Source organism: Sellimonas catena (assembly GCF_027924685.1).
Lineage (GTDB): Bacteria > Bacillota > Clostridia > Lachnospirales > Lachnospiraceae > Sellimonas > Sellimonas catena.
Genome location: NZ_BSBO01000020.1, coordinates 1 through 26,561 on the forward strand (window position 1 = coordinate 1; position 26,561 = coordinate 26,561).

At 48.1% G+C, this 26,561-nt stretch carries 22 protein-coding genes and 1 pseudogene; 3 read left to right on the top strand and 20 right to left on the bottom strand.

Features of this window, described 5'->3' with window-relative positions; translation table 11 throughout:
* Nucleotides 1–105: 105 nt before the first annotated feature.
* The 10 genes and pseudogenes from Selli1_RS18530 to Selli1_RS10140 form a co-directional block, all read right to left on the bottom strand.
* Nucleotides 106–920, bottom strand: a pseudogene (locus Selli1_RS18530) (anthranilate phosphoribosyltransferase).
* 416 nt (nt 921–1,336) lie between these two features.
* Complete coding sequence (locus tag Selli1_RS10100; protein ID WP_281872925.1) at nt 1,337–2,854, bottom strand: AAA family ATPase; 1,518 nt, start codon at nt 2,852–2,854, stop codon at nt 1,337–1,339.
* 3 nt (nt 2,855–2,857) lie between these two features.
* Entirely contained in the window at nt 2,858–4,186 is a 1,329-nt protein-coding gene (locus Selli1_RS10105; RefSeq protein ID WP_204863959.1) for a vWA domain-containing protein, read from the bottom strand.
* A gap of 36 nt (nt 4,187–4,222) precedes the next feature.
* Complete coding sequence (locus tag Selli1_RS10110) at nt 4,223–5,185, bottom strand: leucine-rich repeat protein (protein ID WP_281872926.1); 963 nt, start codon at nt 5,183–5,185, stop codon at nt 4,223–4,225.
* A 69-nt stretch (nt 5,186–5,254) separates the two neighbouring features.
* Complete coding sequence (locus tag Selli1_RS10115; RefSeq protein WP_087169464.1) at nt 5,255–6,646, bottom strand: glycine--tRNA ligase; 1,392 nt, start codon at nt 6,644–6,646, stop codon at nt 5,255–5,257.
* 131 nt (nt 6,647–6,777) lie between these two features.
* Nucleotides 6,778–7,527 (bottom strand): DNA repair protein RecO, encoded by a 750-nt coding sequence (gene recO, locus Selli1_RS10120; RefSeq protein WP_087169465.1) that lies wholly within the window; start codon nt 7,525–7,527, stop codon nt 6,778–6,780.
* Complete coding sequence (locus tag Selli1_RS10125) at nt 7,454–7,648, bottom strand: hypothetical protein (protein ID WP_138372364.1); 195 nt, start codon at nt 7,646–7,648, stop codon at nt 7,454–7,456. The genes recO and Selli1_RS10125 overlap by 74 nt, the downstream gene beginning before the upstream one ends.
* A 54-nt stretch (nt 7,649–7,702) precedes the next feature.
* Nucleotides 7,703–8,617, bottom strand: coding sequence for a GTPase Era (gene era, locus Selli1_RS10130; RefSeq protein WP_087169486.1), 915 nt, complete (start codon nt 8,615–8,617; stop codon nt 7,703–7,705).
* Between the two features lie 51 nt (nt 8,618–8,668).
* Nucleotides 8,669–11,593: an insulinase family protein gene (locus Selli1_RS10135; RefSeq protein ID WP_281844755.1), complete on the bottom strand. Its 2,925-nt coding sequence runs from the start codon at nt 11,591–11,593 to the stop codon at nt 8,669–8,671.
* Between the two features lie 83 nt (nt 11,594–11,676).
* A complete protein-coding gene (locus tag Selli1_RS10140; protein ID WP_087169467.1) occupies nt 11,677–12,363 on the bottom strand; it encodes a GTP pyrophosphokinase in 687 nt (228 codons plus the stop codon).
* Nucleotides 12,364–12,530: 167 nt separating this feature from the next.
* On the opposite strand from Selli1_RS10140, the gene Selli1_RS10145 reads away from it, so the two are divergent.
* Entirely contained in the window at nt 12,531–13,373 is an 843-nt protein-coding gene (locus Selli1_RS10145; protein ID WP_138372362.1) for a glycerophosphodiester phosphodiesterase, read from the top strand.
* 66 nt (nt 13,374–13,439) lie between these two features.
* Here Selli1_RS10145 and Selli1_RS10150 read toward each other — a convergent pair whose 3' ends face one another.
* From Selli1_RS10150 to Selli1_RS10190, 8 genes are all read right to left on the bottom strand, one after another.
* Entirely contained in the window at nt 13,440–14,354 is a 915-nt protein-coding gene (locus Selli1_RS10150; RefSeq protein ID WP_138372361.1) for an Rpn family recombination-promoting nuclease/putative transposase, read from the bottom strand.
* 214 nt (nt 14,355–14,568) lie between these two features.
* Nucleotides 14,569–15,975, bottom strand: coding sequence for an aldehyde dehydrogenase family protein (locus Selli1_RS10155; protein WP_118636571.1), 1,407 nt, complete (start codon nt 15,973–15,975; stop codon nt 14,569–14,571).
* Nucleotides 15,976–16,020: 45 nt separating this feature from the next.
* Nucleotides 16,021–16,911 carry a dihydrodipicolinate synthase family protein gene (locus Selli1_RS10160; RefSeq protein WP_087169471.1) on the bottom strand — a complete coding sequence of 297 codons (891 nt, stop codon included), beginning with the start codon at nt 16,909–16,911 and terminating at the stop codon, nt 16,021–16,023.
* A gap of 28 nt (nt 16,912–16,939) precedes the next feature.
* Complete coding sequence (locus Selli1_RS10165; RefSeq protein WP_158099278.1) at nt 16,940–18,115, bottom strand: NAD(P)/FAD-dependent oxidoreductase; 1,176 nt, start codon at nt 18,113–18,115, stop codon at nt 16,940–16,942.
* A gap of 4 nt (nt 18,116–18,119) precedes the next feature.
* Nucleotides 18,120–18,953 carry a (2Fe-2S)-binding protein gene (locus Selli1_RS18355; protein ID WP_171027843.1) on the bottom strand — a complete coding sequence of 278 codons (834 nt, stop codon included), beginning with the start codon at nt 18,951–18,953 and terminating at the stop codon, nt 18,120–18,122.
* A 5-nt stretch (nt 18,954–18,958) separates the two neighbouring features.
* Entirely contained in the window at nt 18,959–20,038 is a 1,080-nt protein-coding gene (locus tag Selli1_RS10180) for an NAD(P)/FAD-dependent oxidoreductase (RefSeq protein WP_138372359.1), read from the bottom strand.
* Nucleotides 20,035–20,367, bottom strand: a complete 333-nt coding sequence (locus tag Selli1_RS10185; RefSeq protein ID WP_242959052.1) for a (2Fe-2S)-binding protein — start codon at nt 20,365–20,367, stop codon at nt 20,035–20,037. Before Selli1_RS10185 ends, Selli1_RS10180 begins: the two co-directional genes overlap by 4 nt.
* A gap of 21 nt (nt 20,368–20,388) precedes the next feature.
* Nucleotides 20,389–21,396, bottom strand: coding sequence for a proline racemase family protein (locus Selli1_RS10190; RefSeq protein ID WP_087169475.1), 1,008 nt, complete (start codon nt 21,394–21,396; stop codon nt 20,389–20,391).
* Between the two features lie 305 nt (nt 21,397–21,701).
* On the opposite strand from Selli1_RS10190, the gene Selli1_RS10195 reads away from it, so the two are divergent.
* Nucleotides 21,702–22,370 (top strand): type II toxin-antitoxin system RelB family anti-toxin, encoded by a 669-nt coding sequence (locus Selli1_RS10195; RefSeq protein ID WP_087254041.1) that lies wholly within the window; start codon nt 21,702–21,704, stop codon nt 22,368–22,370.
* 208 nt (nt 22,371–22,578) lie between these two features.
* Nucleotides 22,579–24,333: an IS1182 family transposase gene (locus tag Selli1_RS10200; RefSeq protein ID WP_281872927.1), complete on the top strand. Its 1,755-nt coding sequence runs from the start codon at nt 22,579–22,581 to the stop codon at nt 24,331–24,333.
* Nucleotides 24,334–24,531: 198 nt separating this feature from the next.
* Here the strand turns inward: Selli1_RS10200 and Selli1_RS10205 are convergent, their stop codons facing one another.
* Together Selli1_RS10205 and Selli1_RS10210 are read right to left on the bottom strand one after the other, a co-directional pair.
* Nucleotides 24,532–25,503 (bottom strand): ABC transporter ATP-binding protein, encoded by a 972-nt coding sequence (locus tag Selli1_RS10205; RefSeq protein WP_118636573.1) that lies wholly within the window; start codon nt 25,501–25,503, stop codon nt 24,532–24,534.
* Nucleotides 25,493–26,548 carry an ABC transporter ATP-binding protein gene (locus Selli1_RS10210; RefSeq protein ID WP_118636574.1) on the bottom strand — a complete coding sequence of 352 codons (1,056 nt, stop codon included), beginning with the start codon at nt 26,546–26,548 and terminating at the stop codon, nt 25,493–25,495. Before Selli1_RS10210 ends, Selli1_RS10205 begins: the two co-directional genes overlap by 11 nt.
* Nucleotides 26,549–26,561 lie beyond the last annotated feature (13 nt).

Here is a 26,561-nt window from a genome sequence, read left to right on the forward strand (position 1 = left end):
CTTGCGGGTTCTCAGGGCAGCGCCCTGAGCCCTCGGAGAGCTTTTTGATGTCAAGATCTGCAATTTTCAAGGTTCTTTTGAGCCTATTTTTTTCGGCTCGTTTTTTCATAGATCACTTGACACTACCACTTCCGGTTTCCGGCCGTTCGATTCCCGAATGAATTCTTCCAGTTTCTTTCTGGCTGCCCCGCTGTCGATGATTCCTTCCGCCATCCGTACGCCGGCCTCCAGATTCGGTGCCTTTCCGGCCAGATAAAGGGCAGCTCCGGAGTTCAGCGCCACAGCATCCCGTTTTGGTCCTTTCTTTCCATTTAAAATCTCCAGTGTGATCTGTGCATTTTCCTCCGGTGTTCCTCCCGTCAGTTCCTCTTTTTCGCATCGGATAAATCCGAAATCTTCCGGAGTAATCTCGTAAGTATGATAGGTTCCGCCTTTGATCTCACAGACCTTTGTCGGCGCACTCATGGAAATCTCATCCAGCCGGTCCATCCCATAAACCACCATCCCGCACTTTCTTCCGGCGAGGCCGTGATCCGGACTCCCAGCGCTTCCAGAACATCGGCCGCCCCGCTTTTGCTGGATGCCGCCCGGTTCCCGTGTTTTGCAACCGGAACGCCGCCCGCCGCGATGACCAGAGAAGATGTGGTGGAAATATTAAACGAATTTGCTCCGTCTCCTCCTGTTCCGACAATCTCCAGTACGTCCATCTCATGAAGGAGACGGATACAGTGATCCCGCATTCCTTTGGCTGAACCGGTAATCTCTTCGATGTTCTCCCCTTTCAGGGAAAGAGCGGTCAGATAAGAGCTCATCTGAACCGGGCTTGCCGTGCCGTCCATGATCTCATTCATGACTTCCAGTGCTTCTTCTGCTGTCAGATCGTTTCTTTGTGCCAGTTTTAATATTGCTTCTTTAATCATGTCTGTAAACCTCCACAAAATTCTGAATCATCTTTTTCCCTTCCGGTCTGATCAAAGAGCATTGTGTACTATCAGCCGGATCAGCATTCCGACAACAAAAAAACGCCCCTGATACAGACAATCCATAACATCTGTATCAAGGACGATATCTACATACCGCGGTGCCACCTTGATTCACGGAAAAAATCTTCCATGCGCTTAGCGAGATACCAACATATCTCCGGCAACTGACGTATGCCCTACGTCGCAGAGTACTGGGCAGGAATTCCTGCTTTTGACTGCGCCCTCCGTGGTCCATTTGGCTGACTGCGTTCCATCCGGCTCTCACCTTCCCGGACTCTCTGTGGGTGCACGGCAACTTTGATCTCCACTTCAACGGTTTATCTGGCTAAATTCAATTTTTACTCATTATAGGATTAAAGCGCAGATGTGTCAATACTTTTTTCAAGATTTTCCATCTCTGTCAGAATCTCCTTCTGTCTCTCATCAAACAAAAGTCCTTTATTGTACTTGTAGAAATACGGGCAGTCATTATCCCTCAGGAACCGGATACTGTCCCCGTTGGTATTGAGTTCTGCCAGAAAGGCCGCCATCTCCTGACTTTCGCCAAAGGCGTCCTCCAGAAACCGGAATGTGTTTTCCAGTGCTTCCATCGCCTGGTCCGTAACTGTCTGCCGCTTCTCCACCTGTCCGGAAAATGCTTCCTTGACAAAAGCAAACTCCTCGTCCCATCCGGCGCCTTTTGCCGCCGCTTCGGTCAGCTTCCACCGCTGCTCATAGGATTCCAGCTCTGTAATCACCGAAGTTTCCAGTTTTTCCATGGCTCCGGTCAGAAACCCTGCCTTCTTTTTCGACGCCAGTTCTGCCCGAAGTCGTTCAATCACTGCTGACAGGCTGTGCTCCTCTTTGTATACTTTTAATTCCGCAAACAGCCGTTCTGTTCTGGCATCTTCCTCTTGGTACGCCCGGAAATACTCGGCAAGCTTTCCGTTTAACATGCCTACAATGCTGAACCGTTCATCAAAGGCGGCGAATTTCAGCTTTTCGAGAACATCCTCCCCGTAAATACCCTGTACAATCTTTTCCAGGCCATAGTCTTTCTTGTATTTCTCGTACAGTTCCAGATAATTGGCAAATTCCTTTGCTATTTCCCAGTTCTGTAAATACTGGTGCGCTACTTCCCGGTCCACTTTCTTACCAAGCATCCGGTATACGCGGAGAAGTTCTGAGAGATCCTCCCATCCTCTGGCCGTCACAAACTGCTTTCCATCCACCGTATTTTCTACCCTGTAGAAATGATCCTTCCGGATTTCCAGATAAGCAAGAATCGCCGGATCGATCTGTGCCTCGTAGGCGTACTCCCGCCATACGTCATAATTTTCCTCGATGTCAATCCGTTTCAGCCGGTCCAGTGTCACAATGTCGAATTCCCGCACGGACTTATTGTATTCCGGCGGGTTGCCTGCCGCCACAATGATCCATCCTTCCGGTACTTTGTGGTTTCCGAACATCTTGCACTGAAGGAACTGCAGCATGGTCGGCGCCAGTGTCTCCGAGACGCAGTTGATCTCGTCCAGAAAGAGGATGCCTTCTTTTAACCCGGTCTCCTCCATCTTCTCGTAAACTGACGCAATAATCTCGCTCATCGTATACTCCGTGACGGAACAGACTTCCCCGCCATAGCTGCGCTCCCGGATAAACGGAAGTCCTACCGCACTCTGCCGGGTATGGTGTGTAATCGTATAGGAAACCAGGCCGATTCCACATTCTCTTGCGACCTGTTCCATGATCTGGGTCTTCCCGATTCCCGGAGGCCCCATGAGAAGGATCGGCCGTTGCCGGATCGACGGGATCAGGTAATGTCCGTCCGCGTCTTTTTGCAGATAAGCCTCGATGGAATCCCTGATTTCCTGCTTTGCTCGTTTGATATGCATCCTCTATTCTTCCTCGCTTTCCATAAATATCGCTTCATCCAGCACAAGCCGGATTGCCCATGCCGGTGTCCGGATGTCCCTCGATCCGTCGTCGATAAAGACGAATGCCGTCTCGTAGGATGGCATCCGGGACGGATAGGTGCCGTATCCGTCTGTAAAATAAATCACGCCCCGCAGATTCTGGAACGCTCCCTGTTCAATCAGGCTGTCAATATAGGCAAAGGCCGGACGGAAATCGGTTCCGCCGCCGCCATAGAGTTTCAGCTCCTGCATATAGCGTTCCCAGTCTTCCTGTCTCTCGATCCTCACATCCTCCTGCACCTGTTCATCGCACTGAAGAATCCGGATATGAACTTTTCGGAAGAAGCTCTCATTTTCGCTCAGGACGTCATACGTTTCTTCCAGAAATTTCCGCACCAGATCTCCGGAGCAGGACATGGATGTATCCACCACAATGACAAATTCTTCAATCTTTTTAACCTCCTTTGTCTCCTGTGGTTCGATCAGCGGCATATTACCGTACATGGACAGTCCGTAATGATAAAAGGCGTAGTCAAAGCTGTCGTCATCCACACCGATCTCTTCCCGCCACACGGAAAACTTTCTCAGAAATTCCCGGTAGTCGTAGCGCTTCTTATTGGCGACCCGAAGCTCTTCCAGAAGATCGCCGGAGGCACTTGCCTCTTCCTGTGCGAAAGTATCCAGATTGAGCTCCATCTGCTCGCTGATCTGTTTCCAGTTATTCTCCGTCTCATTTGGCGGCCGTTTTTTATTTTTCTCCGGGTCCGGCCAGTAAAGATGGCTGTCCGCCCCGAACTCGGCTTCCAGTTCCATCCGCTTCTTCTCACTCATTCCCCATGCTGTCAGGCTTTTGTATATCTTCTGGGCTGTCAGCACCTTTGTGCTGCTTTTCAGTCTGCGGTATACATCCTTTCTCAGCCAGGATGGTGCCCGTCTGACACAAGGATAAGAAAGGCTGTCGATAATGGACTCCACTGCGATGTTGCAGGCCAGATCCCAGAAGAGGGGATCCCGTTTTCCTCTCAGGTAAAGATGCCCGAACAGGCAGTGCAGGACGATATGGAGATAGGCCCGGTTAACATTCTTCCGGTCTTCCCGGTAAGCTCCGCCGAGCCATCCCGGATGAAAGTAAAGCCCCTGCCCGTCTGTTCCGATGGAGCCGATCTCCCCGTCCATCTGGAACCGCAGGCTGGAAAGCGCCACGTCCAGGTACCGCATTTTCAAATATAACTCATTTCTCGCTGTCCGCAGAATTTCCTTTCCCAGGGCATTCATGCGCGCGGCCTGCTCTTCGCTGATCGTCTCTGCCATCTCTTCCTCCTTATCCATCTTCATACATTTTTCTGATTACAGATCAAACGTTTTCTTTCCGCTCCGTTTCCTTCCGGCCTGCAGGAGAAGGGCTGACATTTCAGCATGTCCTTTTTTCTCCGCAACAGTAAGCGCCGTCTCCAGTGCCTCACCTTCCCAGATCTTCTGATCCAGAAGAAATCGTACCGTCTTCATGTCATCCGCCTCAAGCAGAAATCCGGCGGTCTCCCCGGCACAGCCCCTCAGGAAATCTGCGTACTCTTCTTCTGCCTGTCCGGTAAGCCGGTACGGCTCCCGAAGTCTGGCCAGCGCAATCCGGATCAGAGTGCGGACATCTTCCCTTGCTTTTGCCTTTACAAAAAGGGAATCGTACTCCTCATAATCGATCTCCTTATGATAGACACACTGCCGGTAGTCTCCGCCGGATCCGTGGTAGTGCGTCTCCACGATCCGGGCCGGCGTATTCTCCACCGCCTCTTCGTAGTGCTCCGGAAAGATCAGACTGGCTGTCTCGATCTGTTCCTGATCCTCATAGGAGATATGGACCGCAAGTTCAAACCGTTGTTCCTCCAGAATCTGTCTCAGACAGGTCTGGCGCGACTTTCTGCAGCGGATTTCCACATGGCTTAACTGGCATCCGGTAAAGGCACCTCCGCCGATACTGGTCAGGCTGTCCGTAAAGGACAGTCGTTTTAACCGAAAGCAGCGGTAAAAGGCGTAGCGCCCTACTTCACCAAGCTCCTCCGGCAGATGGATCTCCTCCACCTGTCCGCCGCAGAGCCGCTTCCGCGCTTCTGATTTTCGCTCCCCGTCCGGCAAAAAGACTGCCATGCCTTCCTCTTCCTCTGTCTGCGCAAATCCATAGTCTGCAATTCTTGTTACCGGAAGGCCATCAATGGTATCCGGAAGGAAGACCTCCGGACTCTCTCCGTAGCATCCGAAGATGGTGACGGTCTTAAATTCTTTTGATTCTGTTTTATAATGTATTTCCGGATACATGACTCCCTCCTGCCAGAATAAATCACTGCATAACAGCGGCCGGAAGACAACTGCTCCCGGCCTCGTTTTTTAATATTCAAACTTCTTTTCAAAATAAGCTTTCAGATCTTCGATCTTTACACGCTCCTGCTCCATCGTGTCACGGTCACGTACAGTTACTGCGCCATCTTCCTCGGATTCAAAATCATAGGTCACACAGAATGGTGTACCGATCTCATCCTGACGGCGGTACCGTTTTCCGATGTTTCCACGGTCGTCGTACTCACAGTTGTAATATTTGCTGAGCTCGGCATAAATCTTCTCCGCACCCTCGTTTAACTTTTTGGAGAGCGGAAGGATACCGATCTTCACCGGAGCTAAAGCCGGATGGAAGTGAAGGACTGTTCTTGTATCTCCTCCTTCCAGTTCTTCCTCATCGTATGCTGCGCAGAGGAACGCAAGTACGACACGGTCTGCTCCAAGTGACGGCTCGATGACATATGGCAGGTATTTTTCCTTCTTCTCATCGTCAAAGTATGTCATATCCTGCTTGGATACTTCCTGATGCTGTGTCAGGTCGTAATCGGTACGGTCTGCAATACCCCAAAGCTCGCCCCATCCGAACGGGAATAAGAACTCGAGGTCTGTTGTCGCACGGCTGTAGTGGGAAAGCTCTTCCGGCTCATGGTCACGTGCGCGCAGCTCGTCTTCTGTCATACCAAGATCTCTCAGCCAGTTGTAGCAGAAATCTTTCCAGTATTTAAACCACTCCAGGTCTGTTCCCGGCTCACAGAAGAATTCCAGCTCCATCTGCTCGAACTCTCTTGTACGGAAGGTAAAGTTACCCGGTGTAATTTCGTTACGGAAAGATTTTCCGATCTGTCCGATTCCAAACGGGATCTTCTTTCTGGAAGTACGCTGTACATTCTTAAAGTTGACGAAAATACCCTGAGCAGTCTCCGGACGGAGGTAAACGACGTTTTTCGCATCCTCTGTAACTCCCTGGAATGTCTTGAACATCAGATTGAATTCCCGGATGTCCGTGAAATTGTGCTTGCCGCAGCTCGGACACGGAACCTGATGCTCATTGATGAAATCCATCATCTTCTCATGGGACCATGCGTCTACGCTTTCTTTCAGCTCAATCCCGTGTTCTGCCGCATAATCTTCAATCAGTTTATCTGCACGGAAACGCTCCTTACACTCTTTACAGTCCATCAGCGGGTCACTGAAGTTTCCGAGATGTCCGGAAGCAACCCATGTCTGCGGATTCATCAGAATCGCACAGTCTACGCCGACATTGTAAGGATTTTCCTGAATAAATTTCTTCCACCATGCTTTCTTCACATTGTTTTTCAGTTCTACGCCGAGATTTCCGTAATCCCATGTATTAGCAAGTCCACCATAGATTTCGGATCCCGGATATACAAACCCCCTGGTTTTGGCAAGAGCTACGATTTTGTCCATTGTTTTTTCTACCATCGTCTTTTACCTCACATTCTTCTAAAATTGTTTCCATTATACGGTAATTCGCCCGCTTTTGCAAGCACATCCCCTGTTTTTGCGTCCTGTTTTCCTGACAATTCGGCCGTTCTTCCGGCCCGGAGCCCTGCTTAAATCATTTCCAGCATCTCCAGCGACCGGAATGTATGTCCTATGTACACATCTACGCACCGCTTTGCTGCCTTTTTCAGCTGCGCCAGCACATCATCACTCACCGTAAAGGTGTATAATTTCTCCACCGGCGTCCCCTCAATAAATTGCAGGGCGTAAAGCGCAGACTGTCCAAACGGAAGTACATCCGCCGCCTGTCCGGCACAGTCCGGGCAGAGCATGCCGCCCCTCGACGCGCTGAACCGGGAAAGCTCCTCCGTCCTGCCGCATCCGGCGCAGGCAAAGGCCTGCGGCGCCTCCCCTTCGAGGCAGATCATCTTCAGTTCAAAGATGCACCGGATCAGGGGAAGAGAAATGCTTCTCTTTACGACAATCCGCATCGTCTGATAGAGAAGCTTTAAAATTTCCGTCTCGTCATTATTCTCTCTTGTACAGTATTCGGCAAATTCCAGGAAATAAAACCCGTATGTCACGGCTTCGATATCAGTTCTAAGCTCTCCGAAATAATTCTGAATCTCCGCCTGCTGCAGAGTATACGAAGATCTTCCTTCGTAAAGCGTAAAGGTGCCGAACAGAAACGGGCCCGTCGTCCCGACAAGCATACTGTTCGGCCGCCTTGCACCTCTGGCAAAAGCGGAGATCTTCCCCCGCTCACGGGAGAGGATCACCACTCTTTTATCGTATTCTCCAATCGGAAGCGCTGACAGAATCATTCCTGTCACGGTAATCGTCTGGCTCACTTTCTTCATCCTTCCGGCTTTCGTTCTGATCCCGGTCTTTTTCGGCCTTATGAGCCGTTATCCCTTTGTAGGTCAGATAGTCTTCTACTTTTCCGGTCATCTCAAACCGTGCCCAGTAGTCTTCATTCATCGGATCACCTCTTCATCTTTTGGAATAAAATTAGGTTCTCCGATTTTTCTTTTGTTATTCTTCTTCCCGGTATCCAAAATTTCTCATCAGAAATTCGCTGTCTCTCCAGTCTTTTTTCACCTTCACCCACAGCTTTAAATTGACCTTGCAGTCCAGCATCCGCTCAATCTCGAATCTGGCGGTACTGCCGATCTTTTTAAGCATGCTGCCCTGTTTTCCGATGATAATTCCTTTGTGGGAATCCCGCTCACAGATGATCGTCGCATCAATATCCGCGATGGTTCCTTTTTGTCCCCTGCGGAATTTCATCTGGTCGATCACTACCGCGATTCCATGCGGAATCTCCTCGTTTAAGCTGTGCAGTGCCTTCTCCCGGATCAGTTCCGCCACAATCTGGCGCTCCGGCTGGTCCGTCACCGTATCCTCATCGTAAAACTGTGGTCCGTACGGCAGATACTGCAGAATCACCTTTACCAGTTCGTCTGTATTCTCTCCGTTTCTTGCGCAGACCGGAACAATCTCCGCAAAATCGTAGATATCTTTATACTTTGCGATGCACGGAAGAAGCTCTTCCCGCTTTACTTTATCCACCTTGTTGATAACAAGAATCACCGGTGTGTGTACTTTCTTCAGCTGCTCTGCAATGTGCTGCTCTCCCGCACCGATAAAAGTGGACGGCTCCACAAGCCAGAGTACGACATCCACCTCATTGAGTGTCCGCTCCGCCACATTCACCATATAGGTGCCAAGCTTGTTTTTTGCCTTGTGGATTCCCGGCGTGTCCACAAAGACGATCTGTCCCTCGTCCGTTGTGAGTACGGTCTGAATCCGGTTTCTCGTTGTCTGTGGTTTATTGGATGTGATGGCGATCTTCTGCCCGATCAGCTGATTCATCAGCGTGGATTTTCCCACATTCGGCCGCCCGATCAGTGTCACAAATCCTGATTTATACTGCTTATTCTCTGTCAAAATCCCGTTCCTCTTTCCTTTGTAAACTCTCCGAACCGGAGGACCCGGCACCTAAAACAGCGCCTTCACCTCGGTAAAGATTTCTTTTTCCTGCTCAATCTTGTCTTCATTTCCGATGACACAGATCTGGTCTGCCTGTAATACTTTCTCCACGATATCCGCCAGATTCCGGATATCCTGCTGCGTTGCACGGAGAACTTCCAGCCTTTCTTTTCTGATCATCTCTTCCGTCACATGATTCATGTAAAGATTCATGGAACGGTCGCCCTTGGTAGCCGGAGTCATCGGCTGATCCATATTGCTGATGGTACCGATGATGAATTTTGTCATATCCCGGTCGCTGACATCAAAGTTTCTCAGATATTCGGTCACGCCCTGGTAAATCTCCAGCGTATTTTTCAGGTGCGGATCCCGGTAGGAGACAAAATAGCCTTCTCCCAGTTTGTTAAAGCTGCTCATGCATCCGTAGGCGCCGCCTTTGACACGAATATTCTGCCAGAGGTATTCGTATCCCATGATAACTTTCAGAATCTGAAGCGCCCCGTGGTACTCTGCTCCGGCATCGATAAAGTTTCCTGCCATTGCCACATACTGTACCTTGGAGGAAGTCTGGAATCCTTCGTTTTTCTTCGCGCATGTGAGCTGGAAACCGGACTCTTCCACTTCTTCCGTGTGCAGACATCCTGAGAACTTCTCGATCTCCTGAAGTACCGGTTCTTTGCTTTCCGGTTCTCCCGTATAGCTTACGATCATCCGGTCTTTCCGGAATACCTTGCGGCTGATCGTCTGCAGCATCTCCATGAGACGATCCTTTTCTTCCTCAAAATGGTCTGCGATCCGGCTGACGGTCTCGTAGTACTCAATTCCGTTTGTCATGTCTTTAAAGCACGCAAGCGGCGAACTGTAGGACATGGCACGCAGCACGGCGGAACTGTGTCCCGCAGAGAGGAACTTCATCTGAAGTCTGGATTTCAGCATGTCCAGAATCTCTTTGATCCTCTTCTCATCTGTAAGCACCGACCGCATCAGAATTTCCTCCATCATAGAGAGGGCAAACGGAAGCTGGCCGTACATCGCTTTCGTCTTGATCTCAAACGTCGGGCGGAATTCTTTCTCCTTCACTTTTGTGACGTCGGTATACATTTCAAGGGATGTCTCAATGCCTCCCGTGCGCCGGTTGATCTCATTGAACAGTTTGCCGTACTCGTAATGTTCGGTATCGATAATGCCGAGCACTGCCTGCAGAAGTCCTGCATACGGGATCTCTTTCTCGCTTAATGTCCGAAGATCAAAGATCAGTGTCAGATAGCCGATTCCGTTTGTATCGATCGGATGACAGATACATGGAACACCCCCGGCTTTTTGCTCTTCGTTATAAATCGGAGCAATGTCCTCGGAAATATCACTGACTTTCAGCACCGGAATCTTCTCCAGAATTTCCGGCGGAGTCGGCTCCTCCTGGTACGCTCTCAGATCTTTCGTATCCTGCACAAGCTTCTCCACTTCTTCTCTGGAGAGACCCGCCTTATAGTCCTGAAGCTTCTGATGGAGCTTCTGGTCTGCTTCCGCTGTCAGTCCTTTCTTCGGACAGATCATGACAATGGAAGCATGGGTGTTATCAAGAAAGTACTTCTGAATCAGATCTTCATAGTAGGAAGTACTGATCTGCTCTTTCAAAAATGCAAACGTGTCCAGTGCCTCGATGTGAAGGAACGGACTTTCTTCATCATACAGCCAGCTGTCGAACATCTGAAGTCCGTACATCAGCCCCTTCGGGTAGCTGCCAAAATCCGCCTCCCGGTAGCGGAACTCATGATAATTGATGCCTGCTGTCAAAGCGTCCGGATCTATTCCCTCTTTGACAATCTTTTCCAGAGTGGATTCAATCACACGGACAAATTCTTCTTTCTGTGATTCTTCGGCATTCTTTGCAATCACGGAGAATGTCGGCTGGTAAATTCCGTTATCATAGGATCCCAGAATATCATGTCCGATTCCTGCATCTGTCAGCGCTTTCTTTAACGGCGCACCCGGTGCGGACAACAATGCATAGTCCAGAATGGAAAATGCAAGGTAAAGCTTCTCGTCCAGACTGGTGCCGATTACCTTGTTGTAGGACAGATAGGTATTCATCTCCTCAGACTCGTTTGCTGCGATGGAATAATACCGCTTCCACTCTACCGGCTCATCAAACGGCTTCTGCAGGCGGATCTCCGAATCGATTTCGGCTTTTTCAAATCTGCTCAGATATTTCTCATCCAGCCACTGGAGTTTTTCTTCCATATCCATATCGCCGTACAGATAAATATAACTGTTGGACGGATGGTAATATTTCCGGTGGAAATTCAGGAAGTCTTCGTATGTCAGTGACGGGATCGCATCCGGATCTCCACCTGACTCATTGGAATAGGAAGTGTCCGGGAAAAGCGAATTTAAAATCATCCGGTCCAGTACGCCGTCCGGGGAGGAAAACGCTCCCTTCATCTCATTGTAGACAACGCCGTTGTATTTCAGCTCTCCGTCCGGATCTTCCAGCTCGTAGCTCCATCCCTCCTGACGGAATGTCTTGTCACTCTCATAAATATTCGGATAGAATACCGCATCCATGTAAACATGCATCAGGTTCTGGAAATCCTGGTCATTGCAGCTTGCGATCGGATATACGGTCTTGTCCGGATAAGTCATCGCATTTAAGAATGTATTTAACGATCCTTTCACCAGCTCCACGAACGGGTCCTTTGCCGGAAACTCCTTTGATCCGCAGAGTACCGAATGCTCCAGAATATGCGGCAGTCCCGTACTGTCCTCAGGAGGCGTACGGAATGCGATGGAAAACACTTTGTTATCATCATAGTTTTCGATCAGGGCAATCCTTGCCCCGCTTTTTTTATGACGGAGAAGCGTCCCTTTTGCCTTGATCCCGCTCAGGTCTCTCTCCTGTATCAGCTCATATGCCTGTAATTTCTTACTGTCCATTCCAATCTCCTCATTTCGATTCAAATTTTCCTGTTCTATAGTATACCATGTTTTCCGGGTTCGTAAAACATTCCGACCGCAAATCAGGTATATCTTGGCTTTTGTTTCTGTCCGTTGCTCTTTTCGATCATGTTCCGGATATCCTGCATTTCCTGATCCAGCTCGGAGATCACTGTAGCGCACCGTTTCAGCTTCTTCTGGATCTCTCCCTCATCATCGATCTCCTTTTTGTAACGGAGACGGTGATCCACGCTTGCCCAGAAATCCATGGCGATCGTACGGAACTGCACCTCCACTTTCATATATTCCTTTCCGTCTGCCAGAAAGATCGGGACCTCCAGAATCAGATGCAGGCTCCTGTATCCATTCTCCTTTGGATGCTGTATGTAATCTTTTGTCCGCAGAAGCCGGATGTCATCCTGCCCTGTGAGAAGCTCCGCCAGCTTGTAAATATCCTCCTGAAACGCACAGACAACACGGACGCCCGCCACGTCAAAAAGATTCTTCTCGATATTTTCCAAAGTCGGCTCAAACCCTTTTCTTTTCAGCTTCTCCATGATACTGGCCGGAGACTTCAGCCTCGTCTCTATGGATTCAAACGGATTTCGATCATAATTCAGCGAGAACTCGGCATCCAGTACGTTCAGTTTTGTCTCAACTTCCATGATCGCACATTTATATTTATTCATCAGTGCTGTGAATTCCACGCTGTTTGCCATATCACAGCTGTCCGTACGCTGTGTATAGACCTCTTTCAAGTTTTCTTTCATTAGTCGCACCTCTTCTTGTATCAATATGGAACATTGATTCCTCACTATAGTATAACAAAGCGCACATGGAAACTCCAATGAAAAAACTATAAACATTTTTCTGCCCCTTTGCCGGATTTGTGCTATCATAAAAGAAAGCAATGGTTTTTGTCGAGGAGGAGTGTATCATGACAGATAATAGACATTCATGGATAAAAAGAGGACTGACCGCAGGGCTTTTTTACCTGCTTTCCATCGCGCCAAGATTGATCGGACGTCCGAAGCGGATGCCCGGGAAATTTTATGCCCACCGTGGGCTTCATGACTTAAGTCTCGGAATTCCGGAAAATACCATGGCCGCTTTCCGGCGCGCTGTAGAGCACGGATACGGAATCGAACTGGATGTCCAGCTGACAAAAGACGGTCAGGTTGTTGCCGCACACGATTTTGATCTGAAGCGCATCTGCGGAGTTGAAAAAGATGTGGATGAGCTGACTTATGAAGAGCTGAAAGCTCTTCCTGTTCTTGGTACGGCTGAGCACATTCCGCTGTTTCAGGATGTGCTGGATCTGGTAGATGGCAAAGTGCCGCTCCTTGTGGAGATTAAATATAAACATGTGGGAAGTTCCATCTGCCGGAAGGCCGCGGAGCTTCTGGATCATTACAGTGGTTCTTACTGCATCGAATCTTTCCATCCGGTGGCTTTGATGTGGTTTCGGAAATACCGGCCGTATACCGTCAGAGGCCAGCTGGGAATGAATTTTCACAAGGATGACGGACGGGTGCACCCTGTCTATTATTTCCCGCGGCATCTGCTGACCAACTTTCTGACAAAGCCGGACTTCATCGCCTACGACCACCATGCAAGAAGCGCCCTTTCCCTGACGATCTGCCGGGTGGTTTTTGGCATTCCATGTTTCGCCTGGACAGTAAAATCCCCGCGGGAATATTATGCCTGCGAGCATATTTTTGACTACTTTATTTTCGAGGGCTTTCTTCCGGAAGAATCGGATATCCGGAATTGCTCCTGATCTGTACAAAACGGGGCATCGGCTCGTAAAGAACTGCTGCCCCGTACTTTATTTTCCATCTTCTTTTCAGACTTTCCTAGCTAAAAGCTTCTGGAATTCCTCTACTGTCGTTCCATACTCTTCCGCTGCCTGCTCAAGCGTCAACAGATTTTTCTGATAAAGGCTGATTAATGTTTTCGCTTTTCCTTCTTCCTGTCCTTTTTGGCGTCCCTCTTCCCTAAGCCCTTCGGCGTATTGTTCCTCATTAAATTCTTCCAGAATCACGTCGCTCACCTCCGCACTGTTCTTCTCCAGAAATTCTTTCAGAATGTCCTGTTCGATACAGCTCTTCTGTGCCTGCCGGACTGCTACTTCTATAGAACTACCTTTTTTCTGATTCTCTCTGACTTCATTGATAAAATATGCATATTCCCAGAGGATTCTACAATTCTCGAACAGTTCTTTGTTGTGTCCAAGATTGATATTCAGCATGATGACGCGACATTCCAGAGCCGCCTGTCCGGAAAATTCTGACTTTTTAAAAGCATCCGAAAGTTTTAATTCCTGGTATTCAGCTTCTTCTTTTCGTCCATTATAGAATACCACATATACCGGTACTGGTAAAGAAATCTGGGTAGAACTGTATATATTCAGCCCATTCTCCCGGATGTAATTCTGATAAATCCGCGCCAGATAAAGCAGTCCGCGAACTGGCATATTCGGATTGAATGTGCTTTGATGCTCGAAGAGATTCATGATACTTGAGAATAAAAAGGACACATCGTTTTTCATTCCCACATAAATCACATCTTCCAGTGTTGTAATTTTCATATCATCGGGATTTGTATAAGATGTTTTGTTTAAAGCATTATAAAGAGAGAGCAGATTTTTCTTGTCACGGAATATCATTCGGAAAAGTGTATCTTTATATTTAGAATTGACATGATGATTCGAAGATGTGTTTTTCTTTTTGGATATTGGTTTTCTTTGTTTTTTACTCATAGGCAGAAGCCTCCTTTGATTTGATGATAGATTTGATGATAAATTTGACAAAAGATTAGAACACGGATATGAAATCAGACTGCATTTTCAGAATAAACACAGAAAAAGAGAAGTCTTCTTCATCATAGCAGAATATTCTAAAAAGCACAAGAGGCAGCAGCTCTTTACGAGCCGCTGCCCCGTGCTTCGTGAGGTTATTATGGCATGTTTTATCCTACTTGTCGTAGATTGTCTTGATTTCAAGGAATTCTTCGTATCCCTCTACGCCGCCTTCTCTTCCGAGTCCGGACTGTTTGTATCCGCCGAACGGGGATGTCGGGTCCCACTGTCCTTCATTCACGTAAACAGTTCCTGTCTTCATCTGACGTGCAACTTTGTTTGCCTCTTCTTCCGGGCCAAATACAGCGCCTGCCAGTCCGTAGATGCTGTCGTTTGCAATCTGAACCGCTTCTTCCTGTGTTTCGTAAGGGATCACTACCAGTACCGGTCCGAAGATCTCTTCCTGTGCGATTCTCATATCCGGTTTTACATCACTGAAGATCACCGGTTTTACATAATAGCTTCCGTTATCTTCCGGCACTTCTCCGGCTACCATTCTGGCACCTTCCTGTAATCCAAGTTCAATGTAGCCTTTGACACGGTCAAACTGCTTTTTGGATGAAAGCGGTCCCTGTGTTACCGTCGGATCATCGGCCGGTCCGTATTTGTATTCTTCCAGCTGTTTTTTGATGATTTCCTCTGCGCGTGCAAGTCCGTCCTTCGGCACCAGAAGTCTTGTCAGCGCGTTGCATGTCTGTCCTGCGTTCGGTACGACAGTCTCCAGTACAGAATGAATTCCATTTTCCCAGTCTCCGCCGTCCAGAAGGATGGCAGCGGATTTTCCGCCCAGTTCCAGAGCAATCTTTTTGATATTGCCAAGAGCCATTCTGGCCACTTCCCGGCCTGCTCCCGTAGATCCTGTAAAGGAAATCATATCCACGTCTTCATGTGTGGAAAGGGCATTTCCGACTTCTCCGCCCCGTCCTGTTACCAGGTTGAATACACCTGCCGGATATCCTGCCTTGTCAATTTCTTCTGCGAGAATGTATGCGGTCAGCGGAGTGTACTGGCTTGGTTTTAATACAACACAGTTTCCTGCCAGAAGCGCCGGCACAACTTTCTTTTCAATCTGCTCCAGAGGGAAATTCCACGGAGTCAGTCCTCCGACAACGCCCACCGGTTCTCTTCTTACGACAGAAGTCAGTCTTCTCTGCTCATACGGGAATTCAGAAGCGGTCTTGATATAATGTTTTGCTTCCAGAATAAACGGATCCGTATGCACTTCCGCGGAAACCTTGTACGGAGAACCAAGTTCTTTGGTGATGGTCTCGATCAGTTCCTGGCGTCTTTCTTCCAGACCGGCCACAACTTTTTTCATCAGCTCCACTCTCTCTTTCAGAGGAGTGTACTGCCATGTTTCAAATGCTGCTCTTGCAGCCTTTACTGCCCTGTCTACATCGTCTTTGTTTCCTCTTGGTACTTTGGCGATGATTTCGTGCGTAGCCGGATTCTCGATCTCAATCCACTCGTCCTGTGATGAATCTACCCATTCTCCATTGATGTACAGTTTACGGATTTCCATACTGCTCTTACCTCTCTTTCTGAAATTTTATGCCTGTTCTATAACCTATCGAAGTGTTTCAAATTTCATTGCTTCGGAAAGATATGCTTTTTCTTCATCATTTAATTCCATACGCGGTCTTCTGACATATCCACCGTTTAATCCCTTTTTGCCAAGGCCGTATTTTAACGCCTGCACCGGCTTCGGGAATGACTCCAGCACATTCAGCGCCGGCAGAATCTCTTTGTAGATTTCTTTTCCTTTTTTCAGATCTCCTTCTACATAAACCGCCTCGTAAAGTTCCACGCACTGTTTCGGAGCTACATTTGCAAGCATGCAGATCCATCCGCAGGCACCGTCGGCAAAGCTTTCATATGCAAGATTGTCGCATCCGCAGAATACAGATACCTTTTCCGGAGCATCCATCAGGACTTCTGTCAGCTTCTGCATGCTTCCGCTGGACTCTTTTACGATCGCTGTGTATGGAAGTGCCATGATCTCCCGGAATGCTTCCTGGCCAATTTCGATTCCGGCAGATCCCGGATTGTTATATGCCACGATCGGGAACTGAGTCTGCTCTTCAATATAACGGTAGTGCTCAACGATCTCGTCCTGTGCCGGATGGCAGTAGAAGGATGGAAGCACCATTGCCGCATGAGCGCCGCATTCCTTGATGTTGTTGACAAGTTTGACCACGTCTTCCGGGCGTTCTCTGGAAGCCCCTACAATGACGCTGACACGGTCCTTTACATATGGAACGATCTCTTTTACATATGCCATATGTTCTTCATCGGAAATACTCTGATATTCACCTGTTGCTCCAAGGATGCAGACTCCCTGCACGCCCTGTTCGATCAGCCAGTCCAGATTTTTCTTTGCTGACTCGAAATCAAATGTTCCGTCCTCGTGGAATGGTGTGACTACTACGGCATAAATGCCCTGAAACTGTGTGTTCATGTTTTACCTCCTTGACTTTGTCGTCTCTCTATGCCTGTCCGGCTGCAAACCGGTCAAATTTCAGCGGGCTTAAATCCATAAACGGTTCTTCTCCCGCAATCATATCTGCCATGACTTTTCCTGTGATCGGGGAAAGTCCGATTCCGTCTCCTTCGTGTCCGGCCGCAATGTAGAAGCCTTCTACCGGAGTGCCGGATACGATCGGCATGTGGTCCGGCGTGTAAGGTCTAAGTCCACTGTAGGAACGGATCACTTTGATATCTGCGATTACAGGGAAGAAACGGATCGCACGCTCTGCCATTGCCTTCATGACTTCAATGCTGCTTCTTGTATCTTCTCCTGCAAAGGTTCTGGAAGAACCGATGAGGAAGTTGTTGGATGCTGTCGGCTCAAATACGAAAGCAACTCCGTATTTTTCCACCCGTTCCGATACCGGACGCTTGTATCCGTCGCTCTGGAACTTTGTGGACATATATCCGAATTCATGTACTTTTCTTCTTGCCACCTGGAAGGTCTGCTCGGAAACCAGGATCTGTCCCTGGCGGGCCTGAATCGGAATGTCAAGTCCTACCATCTTTCCGATCACCGGGGCCCATACTCCGCAGGCGTCCACAATATTCTTCGCTGCGATTTCCCCGTTTTCTGTTTCAATGACAAATGCGTTGCCGTCCCGGCGGATTCCTTTGACACGGTTATGTAAAGAAAGCACCGCGCCTTTTTTCTCTGCTCCCAATGCCATACCATAAGTCAGTCCAATCGGATAAACCGAGCCGTCCGACATGGTTTCCAGTCCCCCATAGACATCTTTTGCAAGATACGGTTCATCATCCTGAACTTCCTGTCTGTCCATCATCCGCATCGGAATTCCGCATTTCTTCATAGATTCACAGAACTCGGACGCCATCTGAAATTCTTCTTCCGTCTCTGTGAGAAAGAGACTTCCCCTTTGTCTCCACTCAAAATCATAATCCAGCTCTTTGCTTAAACCTTCGAACATATCCTGGCTGGCCTTTGCAAACAGAGCGTCAAATCCCGGCTGTTTGTCGCAGACAAGAACATTTCCATCACTTCTGCTGCTTGTGGACTGTGCAATGTCCCCGGCGTCAATCAGGACGACAGAGGCTCCCTTTTTTGCGTTAAAGTATGCCACGGATGATCCGATGGCACCGGCCCCGATGACCGCTACATCATATGCTTTGCCCATGTTTTTATCCCTCCTGATCTTCTCCATCTTCTGCAAGTTCTCCAAATGTTACAGGGCGTACCGGAGGCCGGTCCGTGCTTCCCTGAATTTCATTCATCTTTTTGCCTGTTTCTTCTGCGATAATCCGGCTCACCAGTTTGCCGCATGTCCTGCCCTGGCAGAGTCCCATTCCGGCACGGACTCTTCTCTTGACTTCCGTCACAGTTGTTGCATGGTATTCCCGGATCGCTTTTCTGATTTCTCCTGCTGTAATTTCCTCACAGCGGCATACGATCACATCGTCATCCAGCGGTCCTTCCGGTTCTACCGGGTGGAATCCTTCGTGTGCTTCCGGAAGCTTCAGTCTTCTCATTGTCCGGACAGTGTCCGCATGTTCTTTCGGGATCGCAATGGTTACAACCGGTGTGTGGTCGTTCTTTTTCGGATTCATTACCTTGATCACACGTCCTTTGCAAACATACTCTCCCGCACGGGAAAGGGCGTCTATTTCTGCTCCTTTTTCCGGAAGCGGATCGTATTCAAACGGGAAGCTGACTGTGGCTTCTGTCTCGGAATAGCTCTTATCTACAAGGAAAATCGCAAGTCCCGGGCAGGCTGCAACGCACATGCCGCATCCGATACATTTTTCTCTGTCTACCTGAGGCGTATTGGTAATCGGTTCCCCGATATGAATTGCATGAAGCGGGCATGCGGATTCGCAAGGATTACACGGAATCTGCTGTACACACTCAACCACTGCCACCGGGCCTTTCGCGAAGCGTTCTTCGTCCGGCCATCCATTTGCCTCTTTGATTTCGTCCATAGACGGGTATCCATCATAAATGATTCCTGTTGCCATCTCTATTAAACCCCCTTCTTGATGATCCGTTCTTTTGCCGACATTCTCCGGTCTCCGAACGGTCCCTGCCTCAGGGAATCCAGCCTCTCTCTGATTTCGGCCTTTTTCTCTTCTGCCTGTTCTTTCGTCAGATGTCCAAGTGCTTCCGCAGCTGCTGCCGCCGCAAGTCTTCCTTCATCCATCGCTGTGCTGGCCTCTTCCACTCCCGCCGTATCTCCGGCAACGTAGATTCCCGGCACGCTCGTCTCCATATCCGCGTTGTGAAGCGGCATCCATCCGCCCATCTCCGGAATGAAATCATGCTGTACTCCTGCCATCTGTGCCAGTTCGGAAAGCGGACGGAGTCCGACTGCCACACAGATGACGTCCACATCGGTTTCCATCTCCGTGCCCTTTACAATCTGTCCGTTTTCAAATTTTGCGATCACTGCTTTTTCTACATGGTCCGTTCCCTTAGCCTCTGCAATGGTGCTGCCAAGATAGAACGGAATTCCCGCACGGCGGATTTTCGCCGCGTGCACACCGTAAGCACCGATCTTCGGCATTCCTTCCACGATTCCGACTACATCCGCCCCTGCCTGAAGGAGCTGGTAGGCAACGATCACACCTACATTTCCGGATCCGATCATCAGAATCCTCTTGCCCGGAAGCACTCTCTGTACGTTTGCCATCGTCTGTGCCGCACCTGCTCCCATGACACCCGGAAGGGTCCATCCCGGGAACCGGAGCGGATTCTCCGCGCCGCCTGTGCAAAGAAGAAGTTTCTCCGCCTCTATGATTTCTGTTTTTCCATCTCTCAATACTGCTGCTCTCTTGTCCGGGAAAATTCCGATGCAGGCGCTGTTCAGCCAGAAGTCAATTCCAAGTTCTTCCGTCTCCTGAAGGAGCTGTTTTCCGATATCGATTCCTCTGACGCCGGCACGGTGTGCCCTGGAACCAAAGAATTTGTGAAGCTGTTTGAAAAGCTGGCCGCCGGCACGTCTGTTCTCATCTACGAGAAGCACGTCACAGCCGTCTTTTTTTGCTTCGATTGCCGCCGCAAGCCCTGCCGGGCCGCCGCCGATGATTACTACTTCTCTTTTCATTCTTTCGTGCCTCTCTTTCCGAATCCCTGTTGTGTCTCAATTACCATACCGTCTTCCACCGGAGTGATGCAGGTACGGACATTCGGTTTCCCGTTCACTGTCATGACGCAGTCCGTACACTGTCCGATGCCGCAGAACACACCTCTCGGCTCATGCTTTTTCGTTGTATATCTGTGAATGTGGATTCCGTTTGCCATCAGCGCCGCCGCGATCGTCTCGCCGCTCTTTGCCTGAAGCTTTTTTCCATCCACGATAATCTCCACATAGTCATCCTGACCGAGTTCTCCCAGGATCGGATGATGTAATACTCTCATTGTATCTGTTTCCATCTTTTTGTCTCCTTTCCGCCCTTATGCCAGCTGATAACCCTCCTGGAAAATGTCTTCCGGATCCAGAAGGAATGTATGGATTCCTGTCACCCAGGCTCTTCCTGTCACCTGCGGAATCACCGCCGGTATGCCGGCCACCTCTGCATCATCCAGGTATTTACATTTGAACTGGCTGCCGATGATGCTCTGGTGAATGAAGCTCTCGCCCTTTTTGATTTCTCCCTTTGCCGCCAGGACAGAAAGCTTGGCCGATGTTCCGGTTCCGCACGGTGAACGGTCAATCGCTCCCGGCGGGATAATAACTGCATTTTTGATTGCTCCGTCTTCCTGATCTGTCGGCTCATAAAACTCAACATGTGTCACATGATGCTCAAACGGAATCGTAGGATGCTGCACAGCAATCTGTTCATTGATCCGCTGCTTCAGGTAATTGCCCGCCTGAATCAAAAGTGAAGAACTTTGCGGATTGATGTGAAGTCCTACGGATGCAGCCGGAAGAATCGCGTAAATATTTCCGCCGTATGCGATATCCGCTTTCACTGTTCCGTACTTGCTTGTTGTGATTTCCGCATCCCGAACCATAACAAATGCCGGTGCATTCACGAAAGTAACGTTTACAGCCGAGCAGTCGCGCACTTCAATCTGAAGCTTTACAAGACCTGCCGCAGTATCAAGAGTTACATAGGTGTAAGGCTCCTGCACATCAACCATGCCGGCTTCCACAAGTGCGGTTCCGACTCCGATCGTATCGTGTCCGCACATCGGCATCCATCCGCCGACCTCAAAATACAGCACTCCGAAATCCGCCTCCGGATTGCACGGCTCCATGATCAGTGTTCCTGACATTACTTCATTTCCTCTTGGTTCAAATGTCAGAAGCTTTCTGAGCCAGTCTCCCTCTGTGGACATATACTCCAGCTTTTCCTGCATCGTCTTACCCGGTATGTTCGGGATTCCACCAATCACATTTCTCGTTGGCTCACCACAGGTATGTGTGTCTATCGTATGAAATGTTTTTCTGATTTTCACCCCAGTATCCTCCTTCTTGTTCTTGTGCACTTTTTCTGTTTGCTTGTTAGACCGCGTTCTAGTTTATGCTTTTATTATAGCATAGTTTTCATTTTCGTCAATCCTTTTGTTCATATTTATGAATATTTTTATTCGATTGTGAAGCTTTTATCAGAAATTATTGTCATATTTTTATCATTTGTGAACTTTGTGAAATATTTTACATTTAATGTTTCATTTCTATGAATAGACAGGCGGCGTGAAAAAGGTTGACTTGACAAAAAAAAGTCAATATACTGTTATTACCAAAGAATGGGGGTTATATTATGAACCAGAACGCAAGTATCGGAGAAAAAATCAAAGCATTACGTACCTCACAGAATATGACGCTGAAGCAGCTCAGCGAAAAGACAAACCTGTCCACCGGATTTCTCTCCCAGATGGAACGGGGCATGTCATCTATAGCAATCGACACACTGGAAAATATAGCCGGAGTTCTCGGCGTAAGTCTTACCAGCTTTTTCGACGAGGAACCGGTAAAGGATATTTCAGATCCTGTTGTACACAGTTTTGCCCTTCCGGCAGTACAGGTCGGGCCTCAGATCATCCAGCATATTTTAAGCCACGATGTTTCTTCCTTCGATTTTCTTCCAAGAATTTTTACCCTGCTTCCACTTGCCAACACAGCAGAAGAAAATCTGGAAATGTATACGCATAACGGCGAGGAGTTCATCTATATTCTGGAAGGCATTGCCACCATTCAGGTGGGTTCTTCCCAATATACGCTGTATCCGGGTGACAGTATCCAGATTCATTCCAACGAAAGTCATAACTGGATGAATCACACAAACAAGGTCGTTCGGCTTCTTACTGTCAACGTACCCAATCCATTTCGTCATGCCGAAAGCGGACATATTATGCCGGATGATCCACATGGGCAGACCCCGGATTTTCTGCGGCAGTACCAGACAGCAGCCGATTATCCGGAATATTAGACCGGAACACAGCATTCCAATAACCAAACTCTTACACGGGTGCAGACGCCTTTGCATCAAAAAGGGGCTATCGGGAAATAGATAGTCCAAATCAGGGGCAGATGTGACTCATACGAGTCACATCTGCCCCTGAAATTTATCCTCTAAAAAGAGAAAAAGATGGCTAACGACAACCATCTTCCTCTCCGTTCCATGTTATAATGGAACTATGCTAAAACAAGATTATTATAACGATTTTTTTGAAATTGGGCAACAAAAAATTAACTTCAGTTTCTTCGAATTGAGTTTACCCGATGACGATCCAGTCTATACCCTAAAAAACGTGATGGAGGAGTTGGATTTTTCAGGCCTGCTGGCCTGTTATTCAGATCAGGGAAGAACCGGGTTTAACCCAATCATGCTGTATGCTGTTGTTACCTATGCAAACATGCGCGGAGTCAGGGCTGTTGATCGGATTGTCGACCTGTGTCACCGAGACCTCGCCTTCATCTGGCTGACCAGAGGACAGAAACCCAAGAGGGATGTTTTTTACGATTTTAAAGGGAAAAAGTTGACGGAAGAAGTCCTGGATGAATTGAATTATCAGTTCATGCGCCGCTTGAAAAAGGAAGGCCTTATTACGCTGAAAGAGCTCTACATCGATGGGACAAAGATCGAGGCGAATGCAAACAGATATACGTTCGTCTGGCGTGGCAGCCTCAACTATCATCTTGCCGGCCTGCTGGACACCATAAATACCCTTTATGCAAAGTATAATGCGTTTCTTTCCGAGAACGGGTATGGGCCCAAATACGATCTCGGAGATGCCCATATGTTCGTGATCGAAGGCATGGACAAAGTCAGGAAAGTCATCGAAGAAAACAGGAAACGGAAACTAACAAAGCATAAAAAGATCTCCAATAACACCGTCATTGAGATCGATCACTGTTCCCCGCTTGAGATCCTGAAGCTGCAGAAGAACCTGATGCGGATTGCAGAAGGAGAGGGGATCGGATTCGTTTACGGGAAAGGGAAACACAAGCCGGAGATCCAGAAGCTTTATGAAGAACTGGAAGAATGCGGAACCCGCCTGATGAAATATAAGGAATGTTTTGAGATTATGGGGAAAGACCGCAACAGCTATTCCAAGACAGACCTGGAAGCAACCTTCATGCGGATGAAAGAAGACCATATGATGAACGGACAGTTAAAACCGGCATACAATGTCCAGATCGCGGTAGAGAATTACTTTATTGTCCACGGATATGTAAGCAATGACCGGACAGACTACAACACGCTGATCCCGGTCCTGAAAAAGCATCAGAGTGCATTTGGGGATCAGTTGGAAGCGGTGACTGCCGACAGCGGCTACTGCAGTGAAAAGAACCTGTTATATCTAAAAGAGAATAAAATCCGGAGTTATATCAAACTTCAGGATCATGAGAAGCGAAAAACCCGCGCTTATAAAGAAGACATCGGGAAATATTACAACATGGGATCCGCAGTCTTCGAAGATGAGCATTATTATATCTGTCATGACGGAAGAGAACTGCATCATATCCGGACAGAACACAAAAAGCAGGACGGCTATACCCAGACGTTCGAAGTGTATGGATGTGAGGACTGCAGCGGCTGCGGGCAGAAATCCAGATGTCTTTATAAATACAATGCAGAAAAAGATTCAGACCGGAATAAGGTTATGAAGATCAATGAACGATGGGAAGAGTTAAAGGAAGAATCGAATGCCAATATCCAGAGCGAAGAAGGAATCCTGAAACGACAGATCCGGTCAATCCAGACAGAAGGACACTTTGGAGATATCAAAGAGAACGAAGACTTCCGGCGTTTTCACTACCGTTCAAAAGAAAAAGTATATAAAGAATTCATGCTGTATGCGATTGGCAGAAATATCATGAAATACCATCGCTTTTTACATGATGAGCTAAAGAAATACGAAGGAAAAAAGGAGCAGAAAACCGCTTAGCTGAGGAGCGAAACCTAAAAATCCAAACAAGGGGTTTTTGTGCCCTAAAATAGGGGCTACAAAAAGGAAGAGGCAGTTCCATAGAGAAATCAGACTTTGAAAAAGCCTGATTTCTCTGGGACTGCCTCTTCTTTTCATGTCAGGGGTTAAAAATCGGTATTAACCGATAATCCCTTTTAATTCTTCATTATTCTGATTTTATTTTTCATCCATCAGATGGCACGCTACCTTGTGTCCCGGACATACTTCTCTTAACTCCGGCACTTCATTAAAGCATCGGTCCGTTGCATATTCACAACGTTCTGCGAAACGGCAACACTGTTTCGGATTGATCGGGCTTGGGATCTCTCCTTTGATCGGGATACGGCGGTTTGCTTTTGCCTTATCCGGATCTGCCTCCGGAATCGCGGAAAGCAGTGCTTTCGTATACGGATGCTGCGGATTGCTGTAAAGCTCTTCTGTCTCTGCCTGTTCCACAATCATTCCAAGATACATAACAACCACGCGGTCGGAAATGTATTTAACGACACTTAAGTCATGGGCAACAAACAGATATGTCAGTCCCCGCTGTTCCTGAAGATCTTTCAGCATATTGATAACCTGAGCCTGAATGGATACATCCAGAGCGGAGATCGGTTCATCACAGATAATGAACTCCGGATCTACCGAAAGGGCTCTCGCGATACCGATACGCTGTCTCTGTCCACCTGAGAACTCGTGCGGGAAACGGGACATATGGTCCTTGTTCAATCCGACAGTTTCCAGCAATGCCTCTACTTTTTTGTCAATCTCATTCTTCGGGGTTCCATGCTGCTTTAATCCCTCTCCTACGATTTCCTTTACCGTCATACGGGAATTCAAAGATGCATACGGGTTCTGGAAGATCATCTGTACTTTCTGACAGAACTCTTTCTGCTCTGCTTTGGAAAGCTTTGTGATATCTTTCCCATCGTAAATGACTTCACCTTTTGTCGGTTCGTACAGACGGATCATGCAACGTCCTGTCGTGGATTTTCCACATCCTGACTCTCCTACCAGTCCGACCGTCTCTCCTTTATAGATATCAAAAGAAACATCGTCTACCGCTTTCAGTTCGGCATGTCTTCCCACTTTGAAATATTTACATAAATGCTTTACCTGAACGAGAGGCTGTTTTTCCTTATTTTCCATCTTCTGCCACCTCTCCTTTCTCTACTGCTACGGCTCCTTCTTTCTTGAAGTCTGTGTCCGGAGCATATTCATGCTGTAACCAGCAGTTTGTAATATGTTCATCTGATAACTGATATGTATACGGCGGATTGTCCTTGCATACATCCATCGCATACTCACATCTTGCCGCAAACGGACATCCTTTCGGCGGGAAGAACAGATCCGGAGGCGTACCTTCAATCGGTTTCAGTCTCTGACCTTTCTTCGTATCCAGTTTTGCTATAGAATCCATCAGTCCCTTTGTATACGGATGAGCCGTATTGTAAAAGATTTCCTGTGCAGTTCCCTGCTCTACAACCTTTCCGCCGTACATAACAACGACGCGGTCACACATACGGGCAATAACACCAAGGTCATGGGTAATCATGATAATGGATGTTCCAAGCTTTTCTCTCAGCTCAAGAAGCAGATCCAGGATCTGTGCCTCGATTGTAACATCCAGAGATGTCGTCGGCTCATCACAGATAACAAGGCTCGGCCTGCTTACAAGAGCGATCGCGATCATGACACGCTGTTTCATACCGCCGGAAAGCTCATGCGGATACTGGCGGTAACGTTTCTCAACATCAGAGATACCTACCAGTTTCATAATCTCCAGTGCCTTTTCCTTAACTTCCTTTTTTGAAACACCTGCCCGGCCAATGAACACCTCTTCGATCTGTGCGCCGACTCTCATTGTCGGGTTCAAGGATGTCATCGGATCCTGAAATACAAATCCGATATCTCCTCCACGAAGCTGTCTAAGCTCTTTTTTATCCATCTTCAGGACGTCTTTTCCGTTAAACAGGATTTCCCCGCCTTCAAAGAATCCCGGCGGTTCCGGATTCAGACGCATGATACACTGCGCTGTAACGGACTTTCCGCATCCGGACTCTCCTACAATTCCGAGGATCTCCCCTTTGCGTACTTCAAAGCTGACATCACGGACAGCCTTTACTTCCCCACCATAGGTGTGGAAAGAGTACACAACATTTTTTAATTCAAGAAGTTTCTCTTTTTCTGCCATTTATCCGTTCCTC